Genomic DNA, 26,464 nt, shown 5'->3' on the forward strand with positions numbered 1-26,464 from the left:
GATTAGCGTCTGTGTTTTGGCGTTCATTTTTTCTTAACGTTTGTTTGGTTTTTATCTTTTTTAGCCTATAAGCCTTGGGCTTGGGCACGTGACAGGACATCGTGACAGCATTATCTAATATTCGCAACTTTTCCATCATTGCCCACATTGACCACGGCAAATCAACGTTGGCTGACCGCATCATCCAGATGTGCGGTGGCTTGCAAGAGCGTGAAATGCAAGCGCAAGTGCTTGATTCGATGGATATTGAACGAGAGCGTGGGATTACCATCAAGGCGCAGTCGGTGACGCTGCACTATGACCATCCTAACGGTGAGCGTTATCAGTTTAACTTCATTGACACCCCTGGGCACGTCGATTTTTCGTATGAAGTGTCGCGCTCGTTGGCGGCGTGTGAGGGCGCGCTGTTGGTCGTGGATGCCGCACAGGGCGTGGAGGCGCAGTCGGTTGCCAACTGCTACACCGCGATTGAGCAAGGGCTTGAGGTGTTGCCCGTGCTCAATAAAATCGACTTGCCGCAGGTTGATCCTGAGCGTGTGATTCAAGAGATTGAAGACATCATCGGCATTGAGGCGATTGACGCGCCGCGTGTGTCCGCCAAAACAGGCTTTGGGGTGGATGAGCTGCTACAAGCGATTGTCGAGAAAATCCCTGCCCCAACGGGCGATCGTGACGCGCCTTTGCAAGCTTTGATCATTGATTCATGGTTTGATAACTATCTGGGCGTGGTGTCACTTGTGCGCGTGCGCCAAGGCGTGCTTCGAAAAAACGACAAAATCTACATCAAATCGACCAAGATGAGCTACCCTGTCTCATCCATCGGGGTGTTTACGCCCAAGTCGCTAGAAACCGACGTGCTTGAGGCAGGCGAGGTCGGTTTTGTCATCGCAGGGATCAAAGATATCGGTGGTGCGCCCGTGGGTGACACCATCACCCACGCCAAAACGCCCGATGTTGAGAGCATCCCAGGGTTTCAAAAGGTCAAGCCGCAGGTGTACGCAGGGCTATTTCCTGTGGATTCGGCAGATTTTGAGAGCTTTCGCGAGGCATTACAAAAGCTACAAATCAATGATGCGGCCTTGTTTTTTGAACCTGACACCTCAGACGCGCTGGGTTTTGGCTTTCGTTGCGGCTTTTTGGGGATGCTGCACATGGAAATCATCCAAGAACGCCTTGAGCGCGAGTATGACTTGGACTTGATTACCACCGCCCCGACGGTGATTTACGAAATTAAAAAGAAAAACGGCGACATCATCCATATTGACAACCCATCAAAATTACCCGATGTTGGCACGATTGATGAGTTTCGTGAGCCGATTGCGCGCTGTAATATCCTTGTGCCGCCCGACTATCTGGGCAACGTCATGACGCTGTGCATTGAACGGCGCGGCGTGCAGGTGGATATGAAGTTTATGGGGCAGCAAGTGCAGCTAACCTTTGATATCCCGATGGGCGAGGTGGTCATGGATTTTTTTGACCGCTTAAAATCGGTGTCGCGCGGCTTTGCCTCGCTGGATTACAGCTTTGAGCGTTTTGAGCGTGATAAGTTGGTCAAAGTCGATGTCTTAATCAATGGCGAAAAAGTCGATGCCTTGGCGATGATTTGCCACGTTGATCAAGCGCGGTATCGCGGCAATCAACTGGTAGAAAAAATGAAAGAGCTGATTCCGCGCCAGATGTTTGATGTGGCGATTCAAGCGGCGATTGGCAGCCAAATTATTGCGCGTAGCACCGTCAAAGCCTTGCGCAAAGACGTGTTGGCAAAATGTTATGGCGGTGACGTGTCGCGTAAGAAAAAGCTACTGTCCAAGCAAAAAGAAGGCAAAAAGCGCATGAAGCAAGTCGGACGCGTTGAGATTCCGCAAGAGGCGTTTTTGGCGGTGTTGCAGGTGGATAGCTAAATCTTGACTGCCTGCGCAACCGCTAGGACACATTGAGCCAACCGACCCAACCACAGACATAAACGCACACGAGACGCGTGATGGATTTTGATTTTAACATCATCTTAGTACCGCTGACCTTAGGGCTGGCAATCGTATGGTTGCTCGATATCGCGCTGTGGCACTTTAAAAAACAGCGCGGCTTGGCAGATAGCCCTGCTATCGTGCGTTGGGCGTATGAGTATTTGCCGATTTTGGCGGTGGTGCTTGTGGTGCGCTCGTTTATCATTGAGCCATTTAATATCCCGTCGTCATCGATGGTACCGACGCTGTACACGGGCGATTTTATCACCGTCAATAAATACGCGTATGGTTTGCGCTTGCCGCTACTCAACACCAAAGTCGTGGCTATCGGCAGCCCCCAGCGCGGTGATGTGGTGGTGTTTCGTTTTCCGCCCAATCCCAAGGTGTACTATATCAAACGCGTGATTGGCGTGGGTGGTGACACTGTGGGGATGCGTAACGGCCAACTGGTGGTCAATGGGCAACCTGTGCCGACCGTACCCGTGACTTATAACGCCGACCCTACCATGGTGGCGCAAATGTATCCTGCTGGCGTATCAGACGCTGAGGGTGTTTTGACCACCGAGCAAGCTGCGCAAAAGGGGCAAGAAGAAGAGCTTGAAGCGCGCTATCAGCAAGAAAGCCCCGCGGCAGGGCATACACACCTGACGCGCCATGTGGGCAACACGCCATGGTACTTACAAGCGCAGTTTGTCGCGCAGCAATCACCCGAGGTCATCGCCAGCCGTGGGCAAGATTGGCAAATCACCATACCACAAGGACAGTATTTTGTCATGGGTGACAACCGTGATCGCAGCTTTGATGGGCGTTTTTGGGGTTTAGTGCCCGATGAAAATTTATCGGGTAAAGCCAGCTATATTTGGATGCACAAAGCCCCTGGGTTACAATTACCGACCTTTGGGCGTAATAAAGCGATTGAGTAAGCATTTAGAGGCGTTTGTTGTAAACTTTGGCATAAAAACTGCGTGGTAAATGGTGTAATTGCAGGTTTGATTTAGCCATTTTTTAGCCATTTTTTAGCCATTGTGGAGGTGAGTATGTCGTTACCCCAACTTGCGTTACCCAGTACCCAGCGCGGTGCAAGCGTGACCAGCGTGGTGGTCATAATTGCGCTGATTATTGTATGTGCCAAAATTGGTTTGGGCATTGTGCCTGCACAAATCGGGCATTATCAGCTCAAAAAATCTTTGGCATGGGAGCTTAAAAAGGCCAATGACAACAAAGAGTCCGACCGAACGTTTTTGAGCAACGTTGCATCACAATGGAGCATCAACGGTTTTGGACAAAAGCCTGAGGATGTCATCAGCTTTGTCAGCCGCACACCCGGTGAGCTGTCCATCAAGCTCAGCTACGATGAAGCCAACAATTTTTTTGGCAATGTGGATATCGTCAATCGCTTTAATGACACCATCACCGCTGAAGATGCTAACGCAGCGAAAAAATAACCAGCGTGGTCAGACCCTACCAGCCAATGACTGGTTGTCAGACATTCAAGTTTAATCAACCCAACGTGCAGACAGCATATAACGAGCCTTAATCTACCCAATGACCGACCCAACCAACCGCCTTGCCAGTATCCCTAAGTTTGACCTCAAAAAACTGCCCTCACAGGTGCGTGGGCTGACGGCGTTGTATTACCGCTTGGGTTATCAGTTTACCAATATTAACTTGCCGATTTTGGCACTGATGCACCGCTCATACGATTCAGATGATAACTACGAGCGGTTGGAATTTTTGGGTGATGCCCTGCTGGGCGCGATTATTGCTGAGGCGTTGTTTGTACGCTATCCTGATTACAACGAGGGGCGATTGACTCGCTTGCGTGCAAGCCTTGTGCGTGAGGCAACTTTGGTGATTGTCGCCAAGCAGTTGGGTTTGTCTGAATACTTGATTTTGGGCGTGGGTGAGCGCAAAGGCGGTGGCAGACATCGTGCCTCGATTTTAGCCGACACCGTCGAGGCATTGATCGGCGCGATTTATTTGGACAGCGGCAGTTTTGACACGGTAAAAGGGTGTGTTTTGACGTGGTTTGACGCGCTTATCACCGAAATCGGCGAGCAAGTTGTCATCAAAGACGCCAAAAGCCGCCTACAAGAGCTGCTACAAGCCAATCAGCTACCCTTGCCGCGTTATGAAACCCTGCACATCGCAGGCAATGCCCCTGAACAGGTATTTACCATCGCCTGCCAAGTTGATGACAGCCTTGAGCCGCCCCATACCGAGCAAGTCACGGCCAAAGGCGAAAGCCGGCGCATCGCTGAGCAGCGTGGCGCAGAGTTGATGCTCAAGCGTCTAGCAGAACGTTTGCCTGCTAAGCGTTAGTTTGCTAAATTTTTGCCCTTTATCTTAAAATTTAACTGATCTGAATGACTGCCAATACCATGACCGACGCGCAACAAGCTTTCAACGAAAACGAGACCGAACGCCAAGCCGACAATAACGCTTTAATCCGCGCGTTTTTTTCGGGCGGTAACACCAGCGTACGCGCGGACAGCTTTCGCGCAGGTTATGTGGCGATTGTGGGACGCCCCAACGTCGGTAAATCAACGTTGATGAACCACTTACTTGGGCAAAAATTGTCCATCACCTCACGCAAGCCACAGACCACACGCCATCGTATCATGGGTATTTATACCGATGCGCGCATGCAGGCGTTGTTTGTCGATACCCCGGGCATTCATAGCCACGCCGTGCGCGCCATCAATGAGCGCATGAATAAGGCGGCGACTTCGGCATTGGTGGATGTTGATGTGGTGCTGTTTGTCATCGACGCGCTTAAATGGGTGGAAGATGACGCGCTGGTGCTGGCAAAATTGCAAAACTTGCCCATGCCTGTGGTGGCCGTCATCAACAAAGCTGATACCATCAAAGACAAAGCCATGCTACTGCCGCTGATGGATAAACTCCATGCCAGCGGCGTGTTCCGCGATATCGTGCCGATTTCCGCACTACGCGGCCAAAACTTGACAAATCTACTGGATGTGATTGCCAGCCATCTACCTGAAGGTGAGCCGATTTTCCCTGCCGAGCAAGTCACTGACCGCTCAGAACGTTTTTTAGCCAGTGAAATGATTCGGGAAAAAATCATGCGCAGCGCAGGTGACGAAATCCCGTACGATTTGACCGTGCAAATTGACACCTTCAAAGATGAACCTGCCCACACCGACCCAAAAACGGGCAAACAACGTCAAGCGGTGACATTTATTGACGCGACGATTTTTGTCGAACGCCAAGGACAAAAAGCCATCATCATCGGCGATAAGGGTGAAAAAATCAAGCAAATCGGCGTTGAAGCGCGGCAAGATATGGAACAGATGTTTGGCAAAAAAATCATGCTGACCCTGTGGGTGAAAGTCAAAAAAGGTTGGTCAGATGATGAACGCGCCTTGACCAGTTTGGGCTACTAAATCTTGTGCCGATAACCAGCCACATTGACCTATAGCCGACCATAGACCCACCACCATGCGCCAACAATGTCTGACAGGCTATGTACTGCACCAAAAGCCGTATCAAGAAAACCGCAGCTTGCTGACCTTGTTTAGCGCAGAATTTGGCATGGTGCACGGTGTTGGTAAAAAAAACCTGCCGCTGTTTGTGCCGTTACAGGTGTTTGCCAGTGGCAAACATAGCCTAAAAACTTTTAGCCAAAGCCAAGCGCTTGCCACCGTGCAACCCTTGGTAGGACAAGCGCTGTATGTGGGGATGTATCTCAACGAGCTGTTGGCAAAGCTGCTACCGCTTGAAGAGCCCATGCCAGCCGTTTGGCACGCCTATGCTGACAGCCTTACACAACTTGGCACTTGGCAAGCTCAAGGAGCAGACGCAAATACGCTAAAATGGCAGCTGCGCTGGTTTGAGACACAAGTGTTAAATGAACTTGGCTATGGCATTGACTTTTGCCACACGCCCGATGGCGACGCGCTTGCATCCAATACGCGATATCAGTACCGTTTGCAACACGGCTTTGTGCCCACATCGGCCAAAGGCCAGCTGCCTACCAAAACGGGCAAAGACTTGACGGGCAAAGAGTTGGCAACATGGCAGCATTGGCTGGCGGATACCGCCCAATTTGCCCAAGCCTATCAAACCGACGCGCCTGCCACCATACAATTACTGAACAATATCGGGCAAGTTTATCGCGCTATCATTGACCATCTGATCGGCTATCAGCCGTTACAAAGTCGCAACCTATGGCGCAGCTTGCAACGCCTTAGCCAACATTAAACCATTACATGGACTTTTCTCATGAAAAAATTGCCACTATTGGGCGTGAACATCGACCACATCGCCACCTTGCGCCAAGCGCGGGGCGTGGATTATCCCGATCCCGTGGCAGGGGCGTTGGTCTGTGAGCAGGCAGGCGCAGACGGTATCACCCTGCATTTGCGTGAAGACCGCCGCCATATCCAAGATGCCGACGTGTACCGTCTTGCCCAAGTGATGACCACGCGCATGAATCTGGAGATGGCGCTGACCGATGAAATGCTAGCCATTGCCTGTGACGTGCGTCCTGCGTGGGTGTGTATCGTACCCGAAAAACGCCAAGAGCTGACCACCGAGGGCGGGCTTGATGTCATCGCTTATCAAGCGCGACTAAAAACCGCCATCGCGCAGTTGCATGACGCAGGTATTCAAGTATCGCTATTTATTGACCCCGAATATACCCAAATTGATGCCAGCATCGCTCTTGGCGCAGATGCGATTGAGCTGCACACAGGGCGTTATGCCGAGGCGCATTTGGCACAAGCCACCACACAAACCGCGCAAGAACTTGCCCGTATCCAAGCGGCCGTGCGCTATGCCAAGCAAAAACACCCAAGCTTATTGGTCAATGCAGGCCATGGCTTGACCCGTGCCAATGTAGCACCCATCGCACAGATAGCGGATATTCATGAGCTTAACATCGGGCATGCCATTATCGCTGACAGCGTATTTATGGGATTAAATGACGCGGTACAAGCCATGCGCCAAGCGTTTGCTAACCGCCTTGATTAGGCACATAAACTAAGAACATCTGGTAGCCTCAGTGCTATGGGGTTTGGTTTTAATACCACCCGCCATATTAAAACTGACTTTAAAATGTCGCGTTAAATCGTTATCACGGGTACAATAGTTAAAACTCCCCATATAACCAACGGGCCGACCGGTCTGTGGCGTAAGTTTGATATAATTTCGATTGGCAGCCAAGCTGGCAAACATATACCCAAAGCGCAGCGTGATGTCGTGCTGCTGCAAAAGATTATCTTTGGTACGGTCAAATTGGTTATCGTCGTCTTGATCAATAAACGTAAGCAGGCGTGTGCCGTCACGGCTAACACAGTTGAGACGGTCATCGGCAATACACACAATGACACTGCGCTGATAAATAAGCGCATCAGCGCGCGCGGATTTTAACCAATCGTGTAGCGAGCTTTCTACCGTGTGAGCCTCCATGGCGCGTAACATCTGCCCAAATGAAGGCACCGCCAACGTTGCGACAATTGCCATAATAGCCACCGTGATCAACAACTCAATTAGCGTGAAGCCTGCTGAGGTTGGCAGTATCGATGAATTTGCTTGCCGTGTTATTTTTATTATTGACATAACAAATGCAAAAAGTGATTGTTGTGATAAACATGACTGGGCTTAAGCAATTGCTGCTTTAATTTAGCTAAATTGACTGTGCAAGTCAATGATTTTTCAAGGGTCTATTTTTTGCGCATAAATTTTATTTATCAATAAATATTCTACAGGAACGCCAAATTTGACAACGCCAAGCATAACATCTTGTGATAATCGTGTAATATTGTGTAGCGATGTAAAAAAAGTAGTTGTCAAGTATGGCAGATAACGCTAAGCTATGCACAACATCAGCAATGAATAAGTGATTTTTTATATCTTCAAACAATTGTTAGGTAGCTGCCAGTAAGCGACTACTAAGCGCGTTTGAAAACCCACTTACTGTCATTGGCTAACGTCGTACGTTTAAATCATTGTAAACTTAAACGCAACTTTTTTGGAGGCAATCCATGAAACTTAATAAAATCGCGCTAGCTGTCATTGCTGCAGCTACCTTGCCAGCAGTGGCTAATGCTGGCGTTACCATTACCCCTGTTATTTTAGGTTATCACTGGAACGAGAGTATCGACGACACCGCTGAAAAGCAGCGTGAAATCCTTAAGACTGGTAAAAACCTTTATCGTAACGCCAATGGTGACAAAATTGGCAACCGCGAAGGTCATGCCAACGGCGGTGTGGCGCTAGAAGACGGTCTATACACGGGTGCGGCAATCGGTATCGAATTGACACCAACCATCGCACTTGAAGTTGAATACGGTGAAACCAACGTTAATGCTGAAGCCAGCGAAAAATCTGCTAAAGCAGGTGTAAACCGCTTTGACGCCAAGCAAAAAATGACGTCTGGTAACTTCTTGATCGGCACTGAAACATTCAGCGGCTATACCAACAGCAACTTTAAGCCTTATATCTTGATCGGTGCAGGTCAGTCGGACATTTCAGTCAAAAACCGTGAAGCCTATCGAGTAACTGCTCCAGATGGTATTCCTCAAAAAGGTGTAGAAGGTAACGGTAAATACGTTGTTAAATCAGGTTCTGAAGTGGCTCAGTCTACTGATACCATCGGTAACCTAGGTATCGGTGCTAACTGGCGCATCAATGATGCGATGAGCTTACGTACTGAAGCACGTGCTGTTCATAACTTCGACAACAACTGGTGGGAAGGTATGGCATTGGCAGGTTTGAACGTTGTATTGGGTGGACACTTGGCGCCTGCTACTGACGTGATTGAGCCTACCATCGTGCCTGTACAACCTGTTGAAGTGGTACAACCACCTGTACAAGTGGTGGAGCAAGACGGTGATGACGATCAAGACGGCGTACCAAACAGCATCGATTTGTGCCCAAATACTCCGCTTAATACAGTAGTTGATGCTAACGGCTGCCCAGTTAAAGTAGACGTTAAAGACGAACTACAAATGGAGCTACGCGTATTCTTTGACAATGACAAGTCAAACATCAAAGAGCAATACCGTCCAGAAATCCAGCGTGTGGCTGAGAAGATGAACGAGTATCCAAACGCAACCGCTTCTATCGAAGGTCACGCTTCGCGTATCGGTAAGCGTAGTAGCGCAACTTATAACCAACGCTTGTCTGAAGCCCGTGCAAACGCGGTTAAAGGCATGTTGGTGAATCAATTTGGTATCGCGCCAAACCGTATCAGCACAGTTGGTTATGGCTTCAGCCGTCCGATTGCTGACAACAACACACCAGAAGGCCGTGCAATGAACCGTCGCGTATACGCGAAGATTGCTGGGGACAAAACCAACACAGTGAACCAAACTCAAGGTATGAACGTACAACCATAATTGATGTACCGATTATCTGTTTAAAAAAAGCTGCCAGTTGGCAGCTTTTTTTGTCAAATTTTTGCACGTCAGATGAAGCGCGGCAGCTTTTAAAGCTGATAAAATGCTATACTAGCGCTCATCAAAATTTTTGCTATCGAAGTGAGACTTTATGTCTGATAATATTCAAAACTTACGCAACATCGCCATTATCGCACACGTAGACCACGGTAAAACCACATTGGTTGATAAGCTGCTACAGCAATCAGGTACTTTTGGTGAGCGTGCTGGTGAAATTGAGCGCGTGATGGACTCCAACGCGCTTGAGCAAGAGCGCGGTATCACCATTTTGGCCAAAAATACCGCGATTAAATGGACAAACCCAAAAGACAACACCGAATACCGCATTAATATCGTCGATACCCCTGGGCACGCGGACTTTGGGGGTGAGGTTGAGCGCGTGATGTCAATGGTTGATTGTGTGCTACTGCTTGTCGATGCGGTTGATGGGCCGATGCCACAGACGCGCTTTGTCACCCAAAAAGCCTTCGCCCGTGGTTTAAAGCCGATTGTCATTATCAATAAAGTTGATCGTCCCGGTGCACGCCCCGATTGGGTGATGGATCAGGTGTTTGATTTGTTTGATAATCTGGGGGCAAGCGATGAGCAGCTTGATTTCCCCGTGGTATATGCCTCAGGCCTAAATGGTGTGGCAGGCCCTGCGCCCGATGCGCTTGCCGAGGATATGACGCCGCTATTTGAAACCATTGTTGATGTGGTCGAAGCGCCGCAAGTCGATGTCGATGGTCCGTTTCAAATGCAAATTTCAAGCCTTGATTACAACAGCTTTGTTGGGGTGATTGGTATTGGGCGTATCCAGCGCGGTTCGGTTAAGACCAACACGCCCGTTGTGGTGGTAGATAAAGACGGTAACCGACGCAATGGTCGTATTTTACAAATCATGGGCTATCATGGCCTGGAGCGTGTTGAAGTGCCCATGGCACAAGCGGGTGATATTGTATGTATCACAGGTATCGACGCGCTGAATATTTCGGATACGCTGTGCGATCCACAACATGTTGAAGCCTTACCTGCGCTAAGTGTCGATGAACCTACCGTGTCGATGACGTTTCAAGTCAATGATTCGCCATTTGCAGGACGTGAGGGTAAGTTTGTCACGTCACGCAACATCCGCGAACGCCTTGAGCGCGAGTTGATTCACAACGTTGCCTTGCGCGTGGAGGACAGCGACAGCCCCGATAAATTTAAGGTATCAGGTCGTGGTGAGTTGCATTTATCGGTGTTGATTGAAAATATGCGCCGCGAAGGTTATGAGCTTGGCGTGTCGCGGCCTGAGGTTATTGTGCGTGAAGTCGATGGCGCGCTACAAGAACCGTATGAGAACGTGATTTTTGATGTCGAAGAGCAGCACCAAGGCGCGGTCATGGAGCAAGTTGGCTTGCGCAAAGGTGAGATGACCAACATGGAGCTTGATGGTAAAGGGCGCATTCGCATTGAGGCGACCATGCCATCACGCGGTTTGATTGGCTTTCGCTCTGAGTTTATGACCATGACCTCGGGTACAGGGATTTTGACATCAAGCTTTTCACACTATGGTGAGCAAAAAGTCGGCGATGTGGGTGCGCGTAACAATGGTGTGTTAATCTCGATGACCAATGGCACGTGTTTGGCGTATGCGCTGTTCAACTTGCAAGAGCGCGGTAAGCTGTTTGCCGAGCCAGGGCTTGAGGTGTATGAAGGCATGATTGTTGGTATCAATTCGCGTGGTGATGACATGGTTGTGAATCCAACCAAAGCCAAGCAGCTGACTAACATCCGCGCGTCGGGCAGTGATGAAAATATTATTTTAACGCCGCCCATTAGATTTACCCTTGAACAAGCGTTGGAGTTTATCGCGGATGATGAGTTGGTTGAGGTTACCCCAAAATCAGTGCGCTTGCGCAAGCGTTATTTAACCGAAAACGAGCGTAAGCGACATAATCGTAAGTGATTTGGCGGTTAATAAAACGGCACAAAACCGCTGAGTTAAACTGCCTTGGCGGTTTTGGGGCAAATCAAAAGGGAAGTAAAATGAGTTTGTTATCGGAGTTTAAGGAATTTGCCCTCAAGGGCAATGTGATGGATTTAGCCATCGGTGTGATCATTGGTGGAGCGTTTGGTAAAATCACCACCTCATTGGTTGAAGATATCATTATGCCGCTGTTGGCAGCAATCATGGGTGGACGCATGGATTTTAGCAACATGCTGATTCCGCTAGGCAACGTGCCTGCGGGTACGCCACTAACGTACGCTGCTCTTAAAGAGGCTGGTGTACCTGTGTTGGCGTATGGTAATTTCATCACGATTGTGATTAATTTTATTATTTTGGCGTTTATCATTTTTATGTTGGTTAAAGCTATGAACCGCTTACGACGACAAAGTGAGGCACAGGTCATTGAGGAGCAGCCTTCAGAAGAGGTACAGCTGTTGCGTGAAATCAGCGCAAAACTTGATCGCCGCTAGGTTATAGGTGGGTTGGCTTGAATGGATATAGCAAGATAGCGTTTTATAGTTTTTATCCAACTGATTGTCAGTAGCAACGTGAGTAAACATATCATCATCATGGGAGCAGGTGTGGTCGGTGTCACGACTGCGTGGCAACTGGCACAGGCAGGCTTTGGCGTGACTGTCGTCGAGCAAGAGTCCACCGCTGCCCTGCAAACCAGCTTTGCCAATGGTGGGCAGATTTCGGTTTCACACGCCACACCGTGGGCAAATCCCAGTACGCCGCTCAAGGCTTTGAAATGGTTGGGGCAAGAAGACGCGCCGCTATTGTTTCGTTGGCGGCGGTTGTTTGGCTTGGATGCCGCCCACACGTTCGATAACGCGTTGTGGCAGTGGGGGGCGCAATTTTTGCGTGAATGTAGCGCCCAACGCGCCGATGCCAATTTGGTGCAGATGGTGCGCTTGGGTCTGTATTCACGGCAGGTACTTGGTGAGGTACGGGCAGCCACGGGGATTGAGTACAATCACTTAACGCGTGGTATCATGCATTTTTACACCGACTCAGCGGAATTTGCCAGCGCGCTTGCCCCAACCGAGCGTATGCAGCAGCTAGGCTGTGACCGCCGTGTGATAGACGTTGCTGAAGCCATTGCGCTTGAGCCTGCACTGGGCGCTGTGCAAGACAGGCTGGTGGGCGCAACGTTTACCGCGCTTGATGAATCGGGCGATGCACGCCGCTTTAGCCAAGCATTGGCGCAAGATGCCGCGCGTATGGGGGTGCAGTTTTTGTTTAACCATAAGATTTTGCACCTTATCCACGATGGCCAGCATGTGCAAGGCATAGCAGTGCAAGAAGTCGCCAAGCCTAACCACACCCCAACACCTGCGCCCAAACGTTTGACCGCTGATGCGTATGTGTTGGCGTTGGGCAGTTATAGCCCATTGTTGGCAAGACCCTTGGGCGTACAATTGCCGATTTATCCTGCCAAAGGTTATTCAGCAACCTATCAGGTGTTGGACGCAGCACGCGCGCCATATGTTAGCTTGATTGATGATGAATTTAAACTTGTCTATTCGCGTTTGGGTGATCAGTTGCGCGTGGCAGGTACGGCAGAATTTAACGGCTTTGACCGCGCGCTGAATCCTGTGCGCTGTCAGGCGCTTACACGGCGTGTGGTTGAGATATTTGGCGATGCGCTCGATACGCGCGAGGCGAATTTTTGGACGGGCTTACGCCCAATGACACCCTCTAATGTGCCGATTATTGGGCGCGCGGTCAATCGGTATGGCCGCATTGATAATCTATATTTAAACACGGGGCATGGCACATTGGGTTGGACGCATGCTAACGGTTCGGCAAAAGCCATGCGTGATATCATCATGGGGCAAGCCCCTGAGGTTGATTTTAATTTTGTTGGGCTAGACCAAAATAGATGGCGGAAATAACACGCTAAACGTCGAGCCTTTGCCCACACTAGACTCGATGTCAAGCTCCGCGCCATGCTGATACACTACATGCTTGACAATGGCTAAGCCCAGCCCTGTGCCGCCCGTCTCGCGACTGCGCCCTGTATCGACGCGATAAAAACGCTCAGTCAGCCGAGCAATGTGCTGCGGCGCAATGCCAATGCCGTTATCTTGCACACAAAAGCGCGCGCCGTCTTCGGTTGTTTCCCAGCTGATGTTGATTTCACCGCCTTTTGGTGTGTACTTGATGGCGTTGGTGATTAAGTTGCTCAGGGCGCTGCGCAAATAGTCTTCATAGCCCATCAGCTGTTGTTGGCTGTCTAAATGCAGGTGGATCAGATGGTCAAAGTTTTTGTTGTACATTTGCGCGTCATCAAAAAGTTGCATCAGCAGCTTGGGCATGTCAATTTGGCGCGGTGTGCTGGGTTTTTCGTCATTTTCTAGGCGCGATAGCAGCAATAAATCATTGATAATGCTGTTCATGCGCTGGCTTTGCTGGGTCATTTGTAGCAGCGCGCGTTGCCAACGCGCATCAAGGTCTGGCTGTTCGCTTAACGTTTCAACATAGCCCATGATGACGGTCAGTGGCGTGCGCAGCTCGTGCGACACATTGGCAACAAAGTCTTTGCGCATCTGTTCAAGGTGCTGCAAGCGCGTGACATCATACAAAATCAGCAGTTTTTCTTGTCCAAACGGGGTGACCTCACACTGAATAAAGCGTGCATGATTTTGCCAACCGCTTAGGCGCACGCCGTCGCTGTAGTGGCTTGGATTTTGATAGTATTGATGAAACGCAGGCTGACGAATCACCGTCAAAATATGCCGCCCTTGGTCAGGCGCATTTAAACCCAGTAGGTGCTGCGCCGAGGGGTTCCACCACTCAATACAGTCTTTTTGATCCACCAGCAAAACCGCGTCAGACAACGCGCTCAATGACGCGCGAATTTTTTGCATCAGCTGTAGCATTTGCTGGTGGGCTTGCCGCTCTTGTCGCGTTGATTGGTAGAGGCTGTAGGCGATGACGTTGAGGTTGCTGTCTAAATTCGGCGGCGGCGTGTTGATGTGATGCAATGCCCATTGTTTAAAACGTTGCAGCGAATACAGCACATAGGCGTGATATACCAGCACCCCCAGTCCAAGCCCCCACGCAGGCTTATCAACCAGCGCGCCCAGCGTCAGCCCAAGCAAGCAGGTGAGCGTCAAAGGCAGCAGCGATGACCACAGGTTGATTCTACGCGCATCCATTGGATTGGCAGCAGGCTAGGGCAGTTGGTGCGATTGACGGATTAATTGACATGGCTAGAGAACCGATAGCCCGTACCGCGCACGGTTTGGATATAATCGGCAAAGCCAAACGGCTCAAGCACCTTGCGCAGGCGGCGAATGTGCACGTCAATCGTACGATCTTCAACATACACATTGCCACCCCAAACTTGGTCAAGCAGCTGTGTGCGCGTGTAGGCGCGTTCAGGATGGCTCATAAAAAACGCCAGCAAGCGGTATTCGGTCGGACCAATCTCAATCGGCTTGTTGTGTGCGCTCACGCGTTGGCTGACAGGGTCAAGCGTCAAGCCGCCAATGTCAATCGGCTTATCGCCCGACAACGCGCTACTACGGCGCAATACGGCCTTGATACGCGATACCAGCTCACGCGTTGAGAATGGCTTGGTGATGTAGTCATCTGCACCTGCGTCCAGCCCCTGCACCTTGTTGTCTTCCTCGCCTTTTGCGGTCAGCATGATGATGGGGATTTCTGACAGCATATCGTCTTTTTTGAGCCGTCGGCACAAATCAATGCCCGACAAACCATTTGGCAACATCCAATCCAACAAAATCAGATTAGGACGATGATCCACCACCAAATGGTGCGCCTGAGACACATCTGAGGCTTGCAGGCAGTCAAACCCTGCCATCTCAAGCGTGGTCACAATCATTTCTTGAATGGCAGGTTCGTCTTCAACGACCAAAATCGTTTCGTTTTTCATGGCAAATTCTTGGAGCGATTTGTTTAGGCTGAGAAAATTTAAACGTATAAAATTATAAAAAATAAAGTTGATGGCGAACAGGTCAAGCAGTCTTACAAATGGTATCGCTAAAAATCACGCAGCCGAAAAACCGCCGCTGTCAAAGTGCTTATCAAATCTGACCTCTCAAATGTGATAACTGAATGTGACAACTAAATGTGACAGCTAGATGACACCTCGCTATTACAATTCATGATTGTGACACAATGATGACAAAACAGCAATACAGTATATATTTTTAGATTTTTCAAGGCATTGCCAACGTTAGTCGCAACAGCTAGCCAGCCAGTTCAACAATAAAATTTATCGGGCCATCATTGCAGCTAACCACCTGCATATCCGCGCCAAATTCACCCGTTGCAACGTTGGGGTATTGGGCGTTGGCATAATCAACGATTTGGGCAAACAAGTCACGCGCGTCAGCAGGCGGCATCGCGCCAGCAAAATCCGGCCGCCTCCCTGAGCGTGTATCGGCAAGCAGGGTAAATTGCGACACAATCAGCAAGCCACCGCCAACATCGCGTAGTGAATAATCAAGCTTATCTTGCGCATTGGCAAATAAGCGGTAGTTGAGAATTTTATCGACCATTTTTTGCCCGACGGCAAGCGTATCGCCGTGAGCAAGCCCAAGGTAGACCAACACACCATGCTCAATTTGTCCAACAGTTTGTTGATTGACTTCAACTTTGGCGTGGCGTACACGCTGGATGACGGCTTTCATGGCAGTGTCCTGTTACTCAAAATCGGTAAAATTTGCGGTTTTGCTCATCTAGGGTTTGAATTATAATGTCAGCGATGTCTAAACGGCAAACGCCCAACGCGGCTGCTAGGCAACCACGGCGCGATTAGCAAGCCCTCATTGTCCTTATCCAATCGTATCATTATTATGAACCTATTTACTACCTTACAACACATTGTCCCGCAACAAAAACTTAGCGAACTGGCAGGCAAACTGGCGGCAAGCCAACAGCCATTGGTCAAAACCGCACTGATTCATGGCTTTGCGCGTGCGTACGGTATTGATTTGGATGACTACGCGCGTGGCAGCTTGCGCCAATACCAAAGTTTTAATGATTTTTTTACCCGTGAGCTCAAAACCGACCGCCGCCCGATTGCTGACGCGCTCAATGCCATTGCTTGCCCTGCCGATGGTGTGATTTCACAGCTTGGCACGATCAGCGATGGCAAGTTGCTGCAAGCCAAGGGGCGTGAGTATGAAGTTGGGCAATTGGTGGCGGATTATGCACTGGGTAAGGCGTTGCAAGATGGCAGCTTTGCCACGGTGTACCTTGCGCCGACCAATTACCATCGCGTGCATATGCCATTTGATGGGCGGCTGATTGAGACGATTTATGTACCAGGGCAGTTGTTTTCGGTTAATGATGTGACTGCCAATCATGTACCCGATTTGTTTGCGCGCAATGAACGCTGCGTGTGTGTATTTGATACCGCGTTTGGGCAAGCGTGTGTGGTCATGGTCGGTGCGATGATAGTTGCAGGTATTGAGACGGTCGCCACAGGCAAGCTTGCACGCGGTGATACCATCGTTCGCCAATCGCATGACCTTGTGTTACAAAAAGGCGCGGAATTGGGGCGGTTTTATTTGGGTTCAACCGCGATTGTGCTGTTGCCTGCGTCAGCGCACACCGAGTGGCTACCCACCATGCAGCACGGCAAGGCGGTGCGTATGGGTGAGTCGCTTGGCACGCTACAGACCAATCATTTTAAGCCCGTTTAGCGGCGGTGCAGCGGTTTGTGACAAGGCTGTATTTTAGATGGTTTAGCCTGTGCCGTGCTTGCGCTGCATAAACACTGGCGCGTTTATAGGGCAAAATGCGTTACAATAGACGGGTTTGGTTTTAGCGTGCTTGATATATGCCCAAAGCTACACCCAAGCCGAGCGGTTTTTTGTGCCAATCACCGATGTTGTTATGACCACCCAGCCGACCCAACTTGCCCAACCGCCTATTCAATCGCCTGCTCATCCCACACCAAATGCGCCTGCGCCCTACCCAACGGCATGGATTATGCTGCTTGGGTTGATGATTGCTATCGGGCCGTTGTCGATTGATATGTATTTGCCTGCCTTGCCAGCAATGGCGCAGGATTTTGGCGTGGCAACGCGATGGATTGCCAATTCGGTGCCTGCGTATTTTGTCGGGTTGGTGGTGGGGCAGTTGTTTTATGGCCCGTTGTCTGACCGCATTGGGCGTATTCGTCCGCTGTATGTCGGCACGTTGGTGTATGTGGTGGCGTGTGTGATTTGCGCGACGACAACCAGTGTGGCGGTGTTGTTTGCAGGGCGTACGCTACAGGCACTGGGCGCGTGTGTTGGGGCGGTGGTGATTCGGGCGATGATTCGTGACCGCCTAGACCCAACACAGATGGCCAAGGCGTTTTCGTTGATGACGCTGGTGATGGGTATTGCGCCGATCCTTGCGCCGTCACTGGGCAGTTTGTTGCTACACATCAGCAGTTGGCGGACGATTTTTTGGTTTTTGGCAGGTTTTGGCGTGCTGCTGTTGGTGCTTACCAAGTTATTTTTGCATGAAACACTGCCCATTGCGCGTCGCAATGCCTTGCCACTGCGCCTAGTCGTGCAGCAGTATGCTGATTTGCTCAAAGATGCGCGTTTTCGTTATCCTGCGGTGGGCGCAGGGCTGCTGATGGGTTCAATGTTCGTTTATATCAGTGCCGCGCCGCAGCTGATTATGGAGGAATACGGTGTCAGCGCGACGCATTTTAGCTGGATTTTTGGCATGAATGCGGCAGGGTTTATTGGGCTGACGCAGGTCAATCAATGGTTGGTTGGTCGCTTTAAACTGGTGCAGCTGTTGCGCGTTGGCGCGTTGATACAGGTCATAGCGGCAGGCGTGCTGATGACGCTTGGGCTGCTGTTTGGTACGCACGCGTGGTTGTGGGCGGTGTTGGCAAGTATTTTTTGCTGTATCGCAGGCTTAGGCTTGACGCAGCCGAATGCAGGCGCGATTGCGCTGGCGTTTCAAAAACACCGCGCAGGCATGGCAAGCGCACTGCAAGGTTCGCTGAATTTTATTGTCGGGATTTTTGGCGGTTTATTGCTCAATTTGGTTGCGCTAAACGCTGTTGCCAAACTGGGCATGACGCTATTTGCCTTGATGGCGGTGGGTACATGGCTGGTGTGGCAGATTGATAAGGATTTGGATTTACGCGCTATGCGCTAGATACCAACATCGCGCCCAATCAATCTAACCCATGGTCAATCAAACCGATAAATATCCATCGCTAGGCTATAATGGTCAAAACGTTCATGCACCACGCTCACGCGCTGCCCTGCACCTGCGGCAAAAAACAGGGGTAGTAGGTGCTCGGGTGAAGGGTGATTGTACGCTGCTAACGGATGCGCTTGCCAGTCAAGCGCGCGCGGCATATCGTGGCGCAACTGCTCAACCAACCACTGACGAAACGCCCACGCATTCGGGTCAATCTTGACGGTATTGCCAAAACGCACTTGGCGCAAATTGTGCGTCACACTGCCCGAACCAATCAGCAAAACTTGTTCAGCACGCAGCGGCGCAAACAACGCGCCCAGCTGATAGCACGCATAGCTATCAAAATGCCGTGGCAATGCCAACGTGACAATCGGCACATCCGCCTGCGGATACAAATGCACCAGCGGAGACCACACCCCATGGTCATACGCGCGTAGCCGATTCAGTGACACCGCCACTTGCCGCGCCTGTAGCTGCTCAGCCAGCGCGTGCGCCGCCTCAGGGCAACCGTGGGCAGGATAATCAATAGCCGCCAACGCTTGCCCAAAACCGCTAAAATCATGCCATGTGGGCGGTAGTGGATTGGCGTTAAGCTCCAACTGGCTGCTCTGCCAATGCGCTGATAGCATGATAATCAGCTGTGGGGTAGGCAAGTTTTGCCCGATTTTTGCCAACGCTTGGGTGGTGGCGTTGCGCTCAATGGCAAGGCTTGGCGCACCGTGCGACACAAACAACGCAGGCAGCGTTGCCAACGGCTGGCTGGGCTCAGGCAGCACATCGGTCAGCGACAGCTTGGGCGCGGTTGATGGCATAAAATCGGGTGAATAATCGGTGGATAACGTTGGCATAGGCAAATAGATAACAACACCTCAGACGGCTAAATTTTCTTTAGTGAATAATAAAAATTGAATGATAAAAAATTAAAGTTAAATTAAAAATAATCACCGCGATGATACGGGTGGTTGTGCAAAATCGTCATCGCGCGGTACAGCTGCTCCATGACCAACACGCGCACCAACGCATGGGGCAAGGTCAAATTCGACAGCGACCAACACGCCTGCGCCTGTGTCAATACGTTTTTGGACAAGCCGTCTGCACCGCCAATGACAAATGCCAAATCCTCACCGTCTTGCATGGCAGTTTGCACGCGCTCAGCAAGCTGCTCGGTGCTCCAGTTTTTGCCGCGCACATCAAGGCAAATCAAACGCTCACGCGCGCTGTGATGGGCTTGCAAAATCAAGCTGCCTTCGGTGTTGGCGTATTTTTCGATTTCTGCCGCCGATGGCTGTTTGCTGCGTTTTGCAGCAGCGATTTCGACCAGTTCGGTTGGCAACATCGGCTGAATGCGCTTGTGATAATCAGCAAACCCTGTCTGTACCCACGCAGGCATTTTTTGCCCCACAGCGATGATTTTGGCTTTCATAAGATCCCAGTTCGGTTAAACATCAGCGGCATAAAAAATTTGTCACAATGCCACCAACCGCAATTTGCTACAATACGTTAAATTTTATCACGAGTTAAGCCCACCATGCGCCGATTGACCGATTTGTTGCCCTCCACTAAACATAAAACCACAACCAAGCCAACCTCTGAGGCGGTGGACAACCGTGCGCACTGCCCATTTCATCAAAACGTCGGGCGCAAACACCGCCAACCCACCCACACGGACACGCACGCCACCGCCAAAAACAAACAGCACACCGACCACCCACGCCACCAACACAAGCGCTCCCGTCATCCCATCCTCAAAACCGTCTTGGGCTTAGCGGCGTTTGGCATCGGTGCCAGTGTGGCAACCACCGCTGCCGTGGTGGGCGGTACGGTAGCAGGAGTCAAGTACGTCAAACACCAAATGCACCGCCGCCGCGCCCCATTGCGCGATTTTCGTGGGCTTGAGGCCACCAACCTGTATCGCGGACGGGTACACCGTGACGCGCAGACGTTTACCTTGACCACCACAAGCAAAACCTATGCCATCGATGACCCAATGGCGGTGATTGACCGCCTAGCCCAACAGCAGGGCATCCGCACAGCGTTTTATGACTTTGATGCCTGTGTGTTGGCGCGTGTCAGCCGTAAGGGCAAATACGGCTATTTGGGACATTTGGACTATGAATTGACCGTGGTGGGATTACCCGAGGGCGATATCCAACTGGTGCGCTAAGCCGCTGTTTGACCAAACCGCTGTCTATCCAAACTTTTGTTAAATCTAAACAACAAGCTAATCAAGCCCAATAACCCATAAATAACCCATACAACAAAAGCGCCTATCGTACGCGCTTTTGTTGGTTGTTGTCAGACAATCTAACCTGTGGTCATGACCGCATAGCCACGGCTCATAGCCGCTAGCATACAGCCGCATTAGGCGATTTGTGGAGCTGTGCCAGCGTTGATGACCGCTTCATCCACCTGCACAGTTTTGCCAGCAGGCAATGACGGTAACTCATACATCGTCTCAAGCAACGCATTTTCAACGATTGAACGCAAGCCACGCGCCCCTGTTTTGCGCTTAAGCGCTTGTTTGGCAATCGCCACCAACGCATCTTGGCTAAATTCTAGCTTAGCATCTTCCATGGCAAACAGGTATTCATACTGCTTGGTTAGGGCGTTTTTGGGCTCGGTCAAAATCTGAATCAACGCCGCTTCATCCAACTCTTCTAGGGTTGCCAAGACAGGCAAACGACCGATTAGCTCGGGAATCAAGCCAAATTTGATTAAGTCTTCTGGCTCAACTTGGCGCAATAATTCGCCAACTTTTTGCCCACTGTCTTTGGCTTTGACATCCGCATTAAAGCCGATACCTGTTTTTTCGGTACGCTGCTGAATGACGTTGTCTAAGCCTGCAAACGCGCCACCACAGATCACCAAAATATTGCTGGTATCCACTTGAATCATTTCTTGATTTGGGTGTTTGCGTCCGCCCTGTGGGGGAATGTTGGCAACCGTGCCTTCGATGAGTTTTAGCAAGGCTTGTTGTACGCCTTCGCCCGAGACATCACGGGTTATCGATGGGTTTTCACTTTTACGGGTGATTTTATCAATTTCATCAATATAAATAATGCCCGTTTGGGTGCGCTCAACGTCATAATCCGCGGCTTGGAGCAGTTTTTGGACGATGTTTTCGACATCCTCGCCCACATAGCCTGCTTCGGTCAAGGTGGTGGCATCTGCCATGGCAAATGGCACATCAAGTAGCCGCGCTAGGGTCTGCGCCAATAGGGTCTTGCCCGAACCTGTCGGGCCTATCAGCAAGATGTTACTTTTTGCCAGCTCAACCATGGCATCATCGCGGCCTGTTTGGCTGCTATCTTGCGTGCGCAGCTGCTCGGCAACCTTGAGGCGTTTGTAGTGGTTGTAGACCGCCACCGCCAGCGTTTTTTTGGCTTTGTCTTGTCCGATGACATAGTCATCAAGGTGGGCGCGGATTTCTTTGGGCGTGGGCAGCTTGCGTGTGAGCCATTCATCGTGGCTTGCGCGGTCGTCGCTACCTGCCTGTGCACTGGCATCGCCAATCAAGTCTTGGCACAGCTCAATACATTCATTACAGATATTGGCATCTTGCCCTGCAATCAGCTTATTTACTTCGTCTTTGGATTTGCCGCAAAACGAACACAGCGGCGTGATATCTTTTTTTGCCATTGACCTAAACCTTTTACCTAAGATAATGTGCTTGATCTATCAGCCAGTCTGCTTAGGCGTTGTCGCCACTGGCGGTGCTGGGGCGTTTTTCGAGCACTTCATCCACCAAGCCATAGGCTTTGGCTTCTTGCGCATCCAGCCAGTAATCGCGCTCCATATCAAGGGCGATTTTTTCAAGTGGCTGTCCTGTGCGCTCGGCTAGAATTTTGTTAAGACGCGCGCGGATTTTGAGAATTTCACGTGCGTTGATTTCGATATCGCTGGCTTGACCCTGTGCGCCGCCTGATGGTTGGTGAATCATCACGCGCGAGTTGGCAAGGGCATAGCGTTTGCCCTTAGCACCTGCAGCCAGTAGGAATGAGCCCATACTGTACGCGCCACCCAGACAGATGGTGGATACATCAGGCTGGATGAAGTTCATGGTGTCATACATGGCCATGCCTGCGCTGACCGAGCCGCCGGGTGAGTTGATGTATAAGCTGATGTCTTTTTCGGGGTTTTCGGCCTCCAAAAACAGCAACTGCGCGACAATCAAGTTTGCCATGTGGTCTTCGACTTGACCTGTCAAAAACACCACACGCTCACGCAACAGGCGTGAATAAATGTCAAACGAACGCTCACCGCGTGATGACTGCTCAACCACCATCGGCACAAGGGCAGATTGCGGCTGGCTAAGGCCACGGGTGACGGTGTTTTGCACTTGCGCGGTGGCAAATGGTGAATCCAAAAATTGCTCTAACATAGACTATCCTTGCGCTGTTGCGTCATTTTTAACCATCGATGCATGCAAAGGCTAACGAGGTGTGCTGGATAAAAATAATAAAAAGCCCTTACACGGTTGGCTACTGTATAAGGGCAATTTGGCAAAAAAACAAGCCGTCAAGATGGGTTTAGCCAATCGTACCTAAATTGGCCAAACCGTACACAGGTTTATTGCTGCTGGGCGGCTGACAATAGGTTTTGGTAGCTGACTTCTTCGTCCGTGACGTTGGCTTGTGCCAAAATAAAGTCAATCAACTGGTCTTCTAGCACCACCGCCTCGATGTTGGCGCGTTCTTGCGCGTTGTTGGTGTAGTAGTCGATGACTTCATTGGGGTCTTCATAGCTTTGTGCCATCTCATCGATATAGGCGGTCACGCGCTCTGGGTCTACCTGCATGTTGTTGCCTTCCACAAGGCTTGTCACCATGATGCCAAGCTGCGCGGCACGGCGGGCTTGCTCTTCAAAAAGCTCATTGGGTAGCATGTCTTCGCCAAACATTTTGGGGTCTGCGCCAAATTGCTGGGCAAAACGCTGTACCATCATATCGCGCTGACGACCGATTTCTTGCTCCAACAACGCTTGGGGAACTTCGATGTCATTTTTTTCAAGCAAAGCGTCAAAGGTGGCTTCTTTGACTTGGTTGCGCGCGGCGGCTTTGATTTCGCGCTGCATGTTGTTGCGCACGTCTTCTTTAAGCTTGTCCAAACCGCCTTCGGTCACGCCAAATACGGCAAAAAACTCGTCATTAAGTTCTGGCAACTGTGGGGTTTGTACATGGGTGACATGGATGTCAAATTGCGCCGCTTTGCCTGCTAAGTGCTCGGCTTGGTAGTCTTCTGGGAAGGTCACATCGATGGTTTTGTCTTCGCCTGCGGTCATGCCAACGATGCCATCTTCAAAACCTGGAATCATGCGGCCGCTGCCCAACACCAAATCAACATCGGTCGCGCTGCCGCCCTCAAACGTTTCTCCGTCCACGCGGCCAACAAAGTTAATTTTAACTTGGTCGCCTTGCTCGGCTGCGCCGTCTTTTTCCACAAAGGTTTTGCGTTGTTCGCGCAAGTTTTCAATCATCGTGTCAATGTCAGCGTCGCTGATTTGGGCGTTTTGGCGCGTGACGTTGATTTCATTTAGACCTTGTACTTCTACGCGTGGGAAAATCTCAACGGTGGCTTGGTACACCAAAAAGTCGTTTTCTAGTTTAACATCGTCGATGTTGGGCATACCCACCGCGCGGATATTTTGCTCACGAATCGCATCAAACACGGTGTCGCGGATGACATCGTTGATGACTTCTTGCTGAATACCTGCACCGTATTGCGCGCGAATGTGCGATACAGGCACTTTCCCGGGACGAAAGCCGTCAATTTTGGCGGTTTTGGCGACTTGTTGAATACGCTGCTCAACCCGGCTTTGGATGGTGCTAACAGGCACTTTTACCGTCATTTGGGTGGTTAAATTGGTGGGATTGGTGGTGGTGACTTGTAAATCTGACATAACAATTTCCTATAAAAACAAGGGATAAAAACACATGGCAAATCTAATGCTTAAAAGCACCATGACCCATACCGCAGGCTTATTTTTTAAGCATAAACCTAGACGGCGTGGGCGTAAAAATTCGTTGGTCAGCGGTGGCATTTGGGCGTTATCAAGGCCTACCCAATGGGTATTTGCCAAAATCTAACCAAAAAGGGATATAGTATAAGCAAATCGTGGGCAAAGTGCAAAAAAGAATCAAGCAGCGTTAAACGCTATTTAACCTTGCTGGCTTTTGAGGCTTGATAATCGGTGTTGGGCGTTGTTGTAAGCTGGCTAAGCAGTTGCTGCAACGCCTGCGCGCGGTGGCTGACGCGGTTTTTAAACGCGCTGTCAAGCTCTGCGGCAGATTTGGCGTGTTCGGGCAACCAAAACAGCGGGTCATAGCCAAAACCACGCGCACCGCGCGGTGCAGGCAAAATCTGCCCGCGCCATAGCCCTTGTGCGATCATCGGCAACGGGTCATCAGCGTGGCGCACCAGTGCCAACACGCAGACGAATTGCGCGTGGATGGGTGCGTCATCACGGTATGCGCTTAGCTCGGCAAGCAATTTTTGGTTGTTGGCGCGATCTTTGTCGGCACGCACGCTGGCTTGTTGAAAATCAGGCATATCAGCGGCAAAACGCGCCGAATAAATACCAGGACGACCGCCCAATACATCGACACACAGCCCTGAGTCGTCGGCAAGCGCAGGCAAGCCGCTGAGCGCGCTGGCGTGCCGCGCCTTAATCAGCGCATTTTCAATAAAGCTTTTGCCATCTTCAATCGCGTCATCAATGCCCAAATCGGCTTGGGCGATGACTTCAATGTCAAGCCCTGCTTGGGCAAACATTTGGCGCAGCTCGGCCAACTTGCCTGCGTTGTTGCTGGCTAAAACCAGTTTGTTTTGTGGAAACGTGGGTAAGGTGTGTGTTGTCATGGAAATTTTCACAGATTTTTAAGCCAGTATCAATCAAGTACCGTATGCACGGCGGCGCGCGCCACTATCGTTCGCGCCCATGCGGCGTGGGTGGCAGGCTCAAGCATGGCGTTGTCTTGCTTAAACACCGCCTTGGCATTGTGTGCCAAAATCGCGCGTGCATCGGCAACGGCACGGGCTTGAACGGCAAATGCCTGCTGCACGGCGGTGATTTGGCTTGGGTGAATCACGGTTTTGCCCACCATGCCAAGCGCAACATCGTGCTCAAGTTCTTGCGTGAACAGCTCGGGCGTGTCAAGGTATTCAAACACAGGCGCGGTCAAATAAAAACCGTACGGCACAAAACAACCCACCAACTGGTCAATCAATGTGCCAAGCGGTGTGGCATAAATCGTGGCTTGGCGCGGCCGACGCAAGCGCAGGCACGCCAACAAATCATTACCGCCAATCCGCAATGCCAACACGCGCTCGGCAAACGCTTCGATAAACGCTTGCGCCAGTTCATGGTTGTGATGGGGGTTAAAAATCGGTGCGGTTTCTAGCGTTGGCATGACCAAAGGCGGCGTGGCATGGCCATCGGCGTGTTGCTGCCAAGCCAGCCGCCAATCGGCCAGGCTTAGCATATCGACTTTGGGCAACACAAATCCATCAATCAGCGCGATGCCTTGCCATGTTGCCATCTGTGCCAACATCGCGGCATGACGCGGACGGATAAACACCAAAGGACGGTCGCCTGCGGTTTTATCTAAGCCAGCGTTGTTTAAATGCCGATGGTTTGCCCCAGCGCTGGCCAAGTTAGCCGCGGCCTGCGCTTGCCACTCGCTAAGCAAACGCTGAACATTGGCCAGTGCGCTATCTACATCGCCTGCGCTGACCGCATCTTCCAAACAGATAATCAAGCTATTAACGGTGGGCAGTTTTTGGCGCGTGATGACCTGCCACAAATCGGCGCGTGTGGCAGGCATATACAGGCTTGCGCCCAGTCGGTAGGGGTTGATGGGAGGGTCGCCAAGCGGCAAAATGGCTTGATTGGGTAGGTTGATAAGCGTCATA

26 protein-coding genes are annotated in these 26,464 nt (G+C 50.8%); 15 read left to right on the top strand and 11 right to left on the bottom strand.

Features of this window, described 5'->3' with window-relative positions:
• Positions 1–101 precede the first annotated feature (101 nt).
• From lepA to pdxJ, 7 genes are all read left to right on the top strand, one after another.
• On the top strand, positions 102–1,901 hold the full coding sequence (gene lepA, locus AC5L4R_RS02485; RefSeq protein WP_494472229.1) for a translation elongation factor 4: 1,800 nt from the start codon (positions 102–104) through the stop codon (positions 1,899–1,901).
• Between the two features lie 80 nt (positions 1,902–1,981).
• Positions 1,982–2,887 (top strand): signal peptidase I, encoded by a 906-nt coding sequence (gene lepB / locus AC5L4R_RS02490; protein ID WP_494472230.1) that lies wholly within the window; start codon positions 1,982–1,984, stop codon positions 2,885–2,887.
• A gap of 114 nt (positions 2,888–3,001) precedes the next feature.
• Positions 3,002–3,409 (top strand): DUF4845 domain-containing protein, encoded by a 408-nt coding sequence (locus AC5L4R_RS02495; RefSeq protein ID WP_494472231.1) that lies wholly within the window; start codon positions 3,002–3,004, stop codon positions 3,407–3,409.
• 100 nt (positions 3,410–3,509) lie between these two features.
• On the top strand, positions 3,510–4,286 hold the full coding sequence (rnc, locus tag AC5L4R_RS02500; RefSeq protein ID WP_494472232.1) for a ribonuclease III: 777 nt from the start codon (positions 3,510–3,512) through the stop codon (positions 4,284–4,286).
• Between the two features lie 44 nt (positions 4,287–4,330).
• The gene (era, locus tag AC5L4R_RS02505; protein ID WP_494472233.1) at positions 4,331–5,371 is read left to right on the top strand and encodes a GTPase Era; all 1,041 of its coding nucleotides are present in this window, start codon (positions 4,331–4,333) and stop codon (positions 5,369–5,371) included.
• A gap of 55 nt (positions 5,372–5,426) precedes the next feature.
• The gene (gene recO / locus AC5L4R_RS02510) at positions 5,427–6,188 is read left to right on the top strand and encodes a DNA repair protein RecO (protein WP_494472234.1); all 762 of its coding nucleotides are present in this window, start codon (positions 5,427–5,429) and stop codon (positions 6,186–6,188) included.
• Positions 6,189–6,209: 21 nt separating this feature from the next.
• On the top strand, positions 6,210–6,959 hold the full coding sequence (gene pdxJ / locus AC5L4R_RS02515; RefSeq protein WP_494472235.1) for a pyridoxine 5'-phosphate synthase: 750 nt from the start codon (positions 6,210–6,212) through the stop codon (positions 6,957–6,959).
• Positions 6,960–6,968: 9 nt separating this feature from the next.
• On the opposite strand, the gene AC5L4R_RS02520 is transcribed toward pdxJ, so the two are convergent.
• The gene (locus AC5L4R_RS02520; protein ID WP_494472236.1) at positions 6,969–7,547 is read right to left on the bottom strand and encodes a pilus assembly FimT family protein; all 579 of its coding nucleotides are present in this window, start codon (positions 7,545–7,547) and stop codon (positions 6,969–6,971) included.
• Positions 7,548–7,972: 425 nt separating this feature from the next.
• On the opposite strand from AC5L4R_RS02520, the gene AC5L4R_RS02525 reads away from it, so the two are divergent.
• From AC5L4R_RS02525 to AC5L4R_RS02540, 4 genes are all read left to right on the top strand, one after another.
• Positions 7,973–9,328, top strand: coding sequence for an OmpA family protein (locus tag AC5L4R_RS02525; protein ID WP_494472237.1), 1,356 nt, complete (start codon positions 7,973–7,975; stop codon positions 9,326–9,328).
• A gap of 151 nt (positions 9,329–9,479) precedes the next feature.
• Positions 9,480–11,318, top strand: a complete 1,839-nt coding sequence (typA, locus tag AC5L4R_RS02530; RefSeq protein WP_494472238.1) for a translational GTPase TypA — start codon at positions 9,480–9,482, stop codon at positions 11,316–11,318.
• 80 nt (positions 11,319–11,398) lie between these two features.
• Entirely contained in the window at positions 11,399–11,830 is a 432-nt protein-coding gene (mscL, locus tag AC5L4R_RS02535; RefSeq protein WP_494472239.1) for a large conductance mechanosensitive channel protein MscL, read from the top strand.
• A 78-nt stretch (positions 11,831–11,908) separates the two neighbouring features.
• Positions 11,909–13,258 carry a D-amino acid dehydrogenase gene (locus AC5L4R_RS02540; protein ID WP_494472240.1) on the top strand — a complete coding sequence of 450 codons (1,350 nt, stop codon included), beginning with the start codon at positions 11,909–11,911 and terminating at the stop codon, positions 13,256–13,258.
• Here AC5L4R_RS02540 and phoR read toward each other — a convergent pair.
• From phoR to dtd, 3 genes are all read right to left on the bottom strand, one after another.
• Positions 13,232–14,524, bottom strand: coding sequence for a phosphate regulon sensor histidine kinase PhoR (phoR, locus tag AC5L4R_RS02545; protein ID WP_494472241.1), 1,293 nt, complete (start codon positions 14,522–14,524; stop codon positions 13,232–13,234). The two genes, AC5L4R_RS02540 and phoR, sit on opposite strands and share 27 nt — an antisense overlap.
• Positions 14,525–14,565: 41 nt before the next feature.
• Entirely contained in the window at positions 14,566–15,264 is a 699-nt protein-coding gene (gene phoB / locus AC5L4R_RS02550) for a phosphate regulon transcriptional regulator PhoB (RefSeq protein WP_067336921.1), read from the bottom strand.
• Positions 15,265–15,580: 316 nt separating this feature from the next.
• Positions 15,581–16,024 carry a D-aminoacyl-tRNA deacylase gene (dtd, locus tag AC5L4R_RS02555; protein WP_494472242.1) on the bottom strand — a complete coding sequence of 148 codons (444 nt, stop codon included), beginning with the start codon at positions 16,022–16,024 and terminating at the stop codon, positions 15,581–15,583.
• Between the two features lie 165 nt (positions 16,025–16,189).
• On the opposite strand from dtd, the gene asd reads away from it, so the two are divergent.
• Positions 16,190–17,041 carry an archaetidylserine decarboxylase gene (gene asd, locus AC5L4R_RS02560; protein WP_494472243.1) on the top strand — a complete coding sequence of 284 codons (852 nt, stop codon included), beginning with the start codon at positions 16,190–16,192 and terminating at the stop codon, positions 17,039–17,041.
• A 289-nt stretch (positions 17,042–17,330) separates the two neighbouring features.
• A complete protein-coding gene (locus AC5L4R_RS02565) occupies positions 17,331–18,506 on the top strand; it encodes a multidrug effflux MFS transporter (protein WP_494472335.1) in 1,176 nt (391 codons plus the stop codon).
• Positions 18,507–18,541: 35 nt separating this feature from the next.
• Here AC5L4R_RS02565 and AC5L4R_RS02570 read toward each other — a convergent pair whose 3' ends face one another.
• Both AC5L4R_RS02570 and rlmH read right to left on the bottom strand, forming a co-directional pair.
• A complete protein-coding gene (locus AC5L4R_RS02570; protein WP_494472244.1) occupies positions 18,542–19,402 on the bottom strand; it encodes a DODA-type extradiol aromatic ring-opening family dioxygenase in 861 nt (286 codons plus the stop codon).
• An 83-nt stretch (positions 19,403–19,485) separates the two neighbouring features.
• Complete coding sequence (gene rlmH, locus AC5L4R_RS02575) at positions 19,486–19,977, bottom strand: 23S rRNA (pseudouridine(1915)-N(3))-methyltransferase RlmH (RefSeq protein ID WP_494472245.1); 492 nt, start codon at positions 19,975–19,977, stop codon at positions 19,486–19,488.
• 105 nt (positions 19,978–20,082) lie between these two features.
• On the opposite strand from rlmH, the gene AC5L4R_RS02580 reads away from it, so the two are divergent.
• A complete protein-coding gene (locus AC5L4R_RS02580) occupies positions 20,083–20,718 on the top strand; it encodes a hypothetical protein (protein ID WP_494472246.1) in 636 nt (211 codons plus the stop codon).
• Between the two features lie 197 nt (positions 20,719–20,915).
• Here the strand turns inward: AC5L4R_RS02580 and clpX are convergent, their stop codons facing one another.
• The 3 genes from clpX to tig form a co-directional block, all read right to left on the bottom strand.
• The gene (clpX, locus tag AC5L4R_RS02585; protein WP_494472247.1) at positions 20,916–22,193 is read right to left on the bottom strand and encodes an ATP-dependent protease ATP-binding subunit ClpX; all 1,278 of its coding nucleotides are present in this window, start codon (positions 22,191–22,193) and stop codon (positions 20,916–20,918) included.
• Between the two features lie 52 nt (positions 22,194–22,245).
• Positions 22,246–22,935 (bottom strand): ATP-dependent Clp endopeptidase proteolytic subunit ClpP, encoded by a 690-nt coding sequence (gene clpP / locus AC5L4R_RS02590; protein ID WP_494472248.1) that lies wholly within the window; start codon positions 22,933–22,935, stop codon positions 22,246–22,248.
• Between the two features lie 188 nt (positions 22,936–23,123).
• Complete coding sequence (tig, locus tag AC5L4R_RS02595) at positions 23,124–24,452, bottom strand: trigger factor (RefSeq protein WP_494472249.1); 1,329 nt, start codon at positions 24,450–24,452, stop codon at positions 23,124–23,126.
• A gap of 34 nt (positions 24,453–24,486) precedes the next feature.
• On the opposite strand from tig, the gene AC5L4R_RS02600 reads away from it, so the two are divergent.
• Positions 24,487–24,639 (top strand): hypothetical protein, encoded by a 153-nt coding sequence (locus AC5L4R_RS02600; RefSeq protein WP_494472250.1) that lies wholly within the window; start codon positions 24,487–24,489, stop codon positions 24,637–24,639.
• A gap of 67 nt (positions 24,640–24,706) precedes the next feature.
• Here the strand turns inward: AC5L4R_RS02600 and rdgB are convergent, their stop codons facing one another.
• Both rdgB and AC5L4R_RS02610 read right to left on the bottom strand, forming a co-directional pair.
• A complete protein-coding gene (rdgB, locus tag AC5L4R_RS02605; protein WP_494472251.1) occupies positions 24,707–25,411 on the bottom strand; it encodes an RdgB/HAM1 family non-canonical purine NTP pyrophosphatase in 705 nt (234 codons plus the stop codon).
• Between the two features lie 29 nt (positions 25,412–25,440).
• Entirely contained in the window at positions 25,441–26,463 is a 1,023-nt protein-coding gene (locus AC5L4R_RS02610; protein WP_494472252.1) for an HpcH/HpaI aldolase/citrate lyase family protein, read from the bottom strand.
• Position 26,464: the final 1 nt, after the last annotated feature.

It is taken from the genome of Faucicola sp. SE7633 (genome assembly GCF_059264685.1).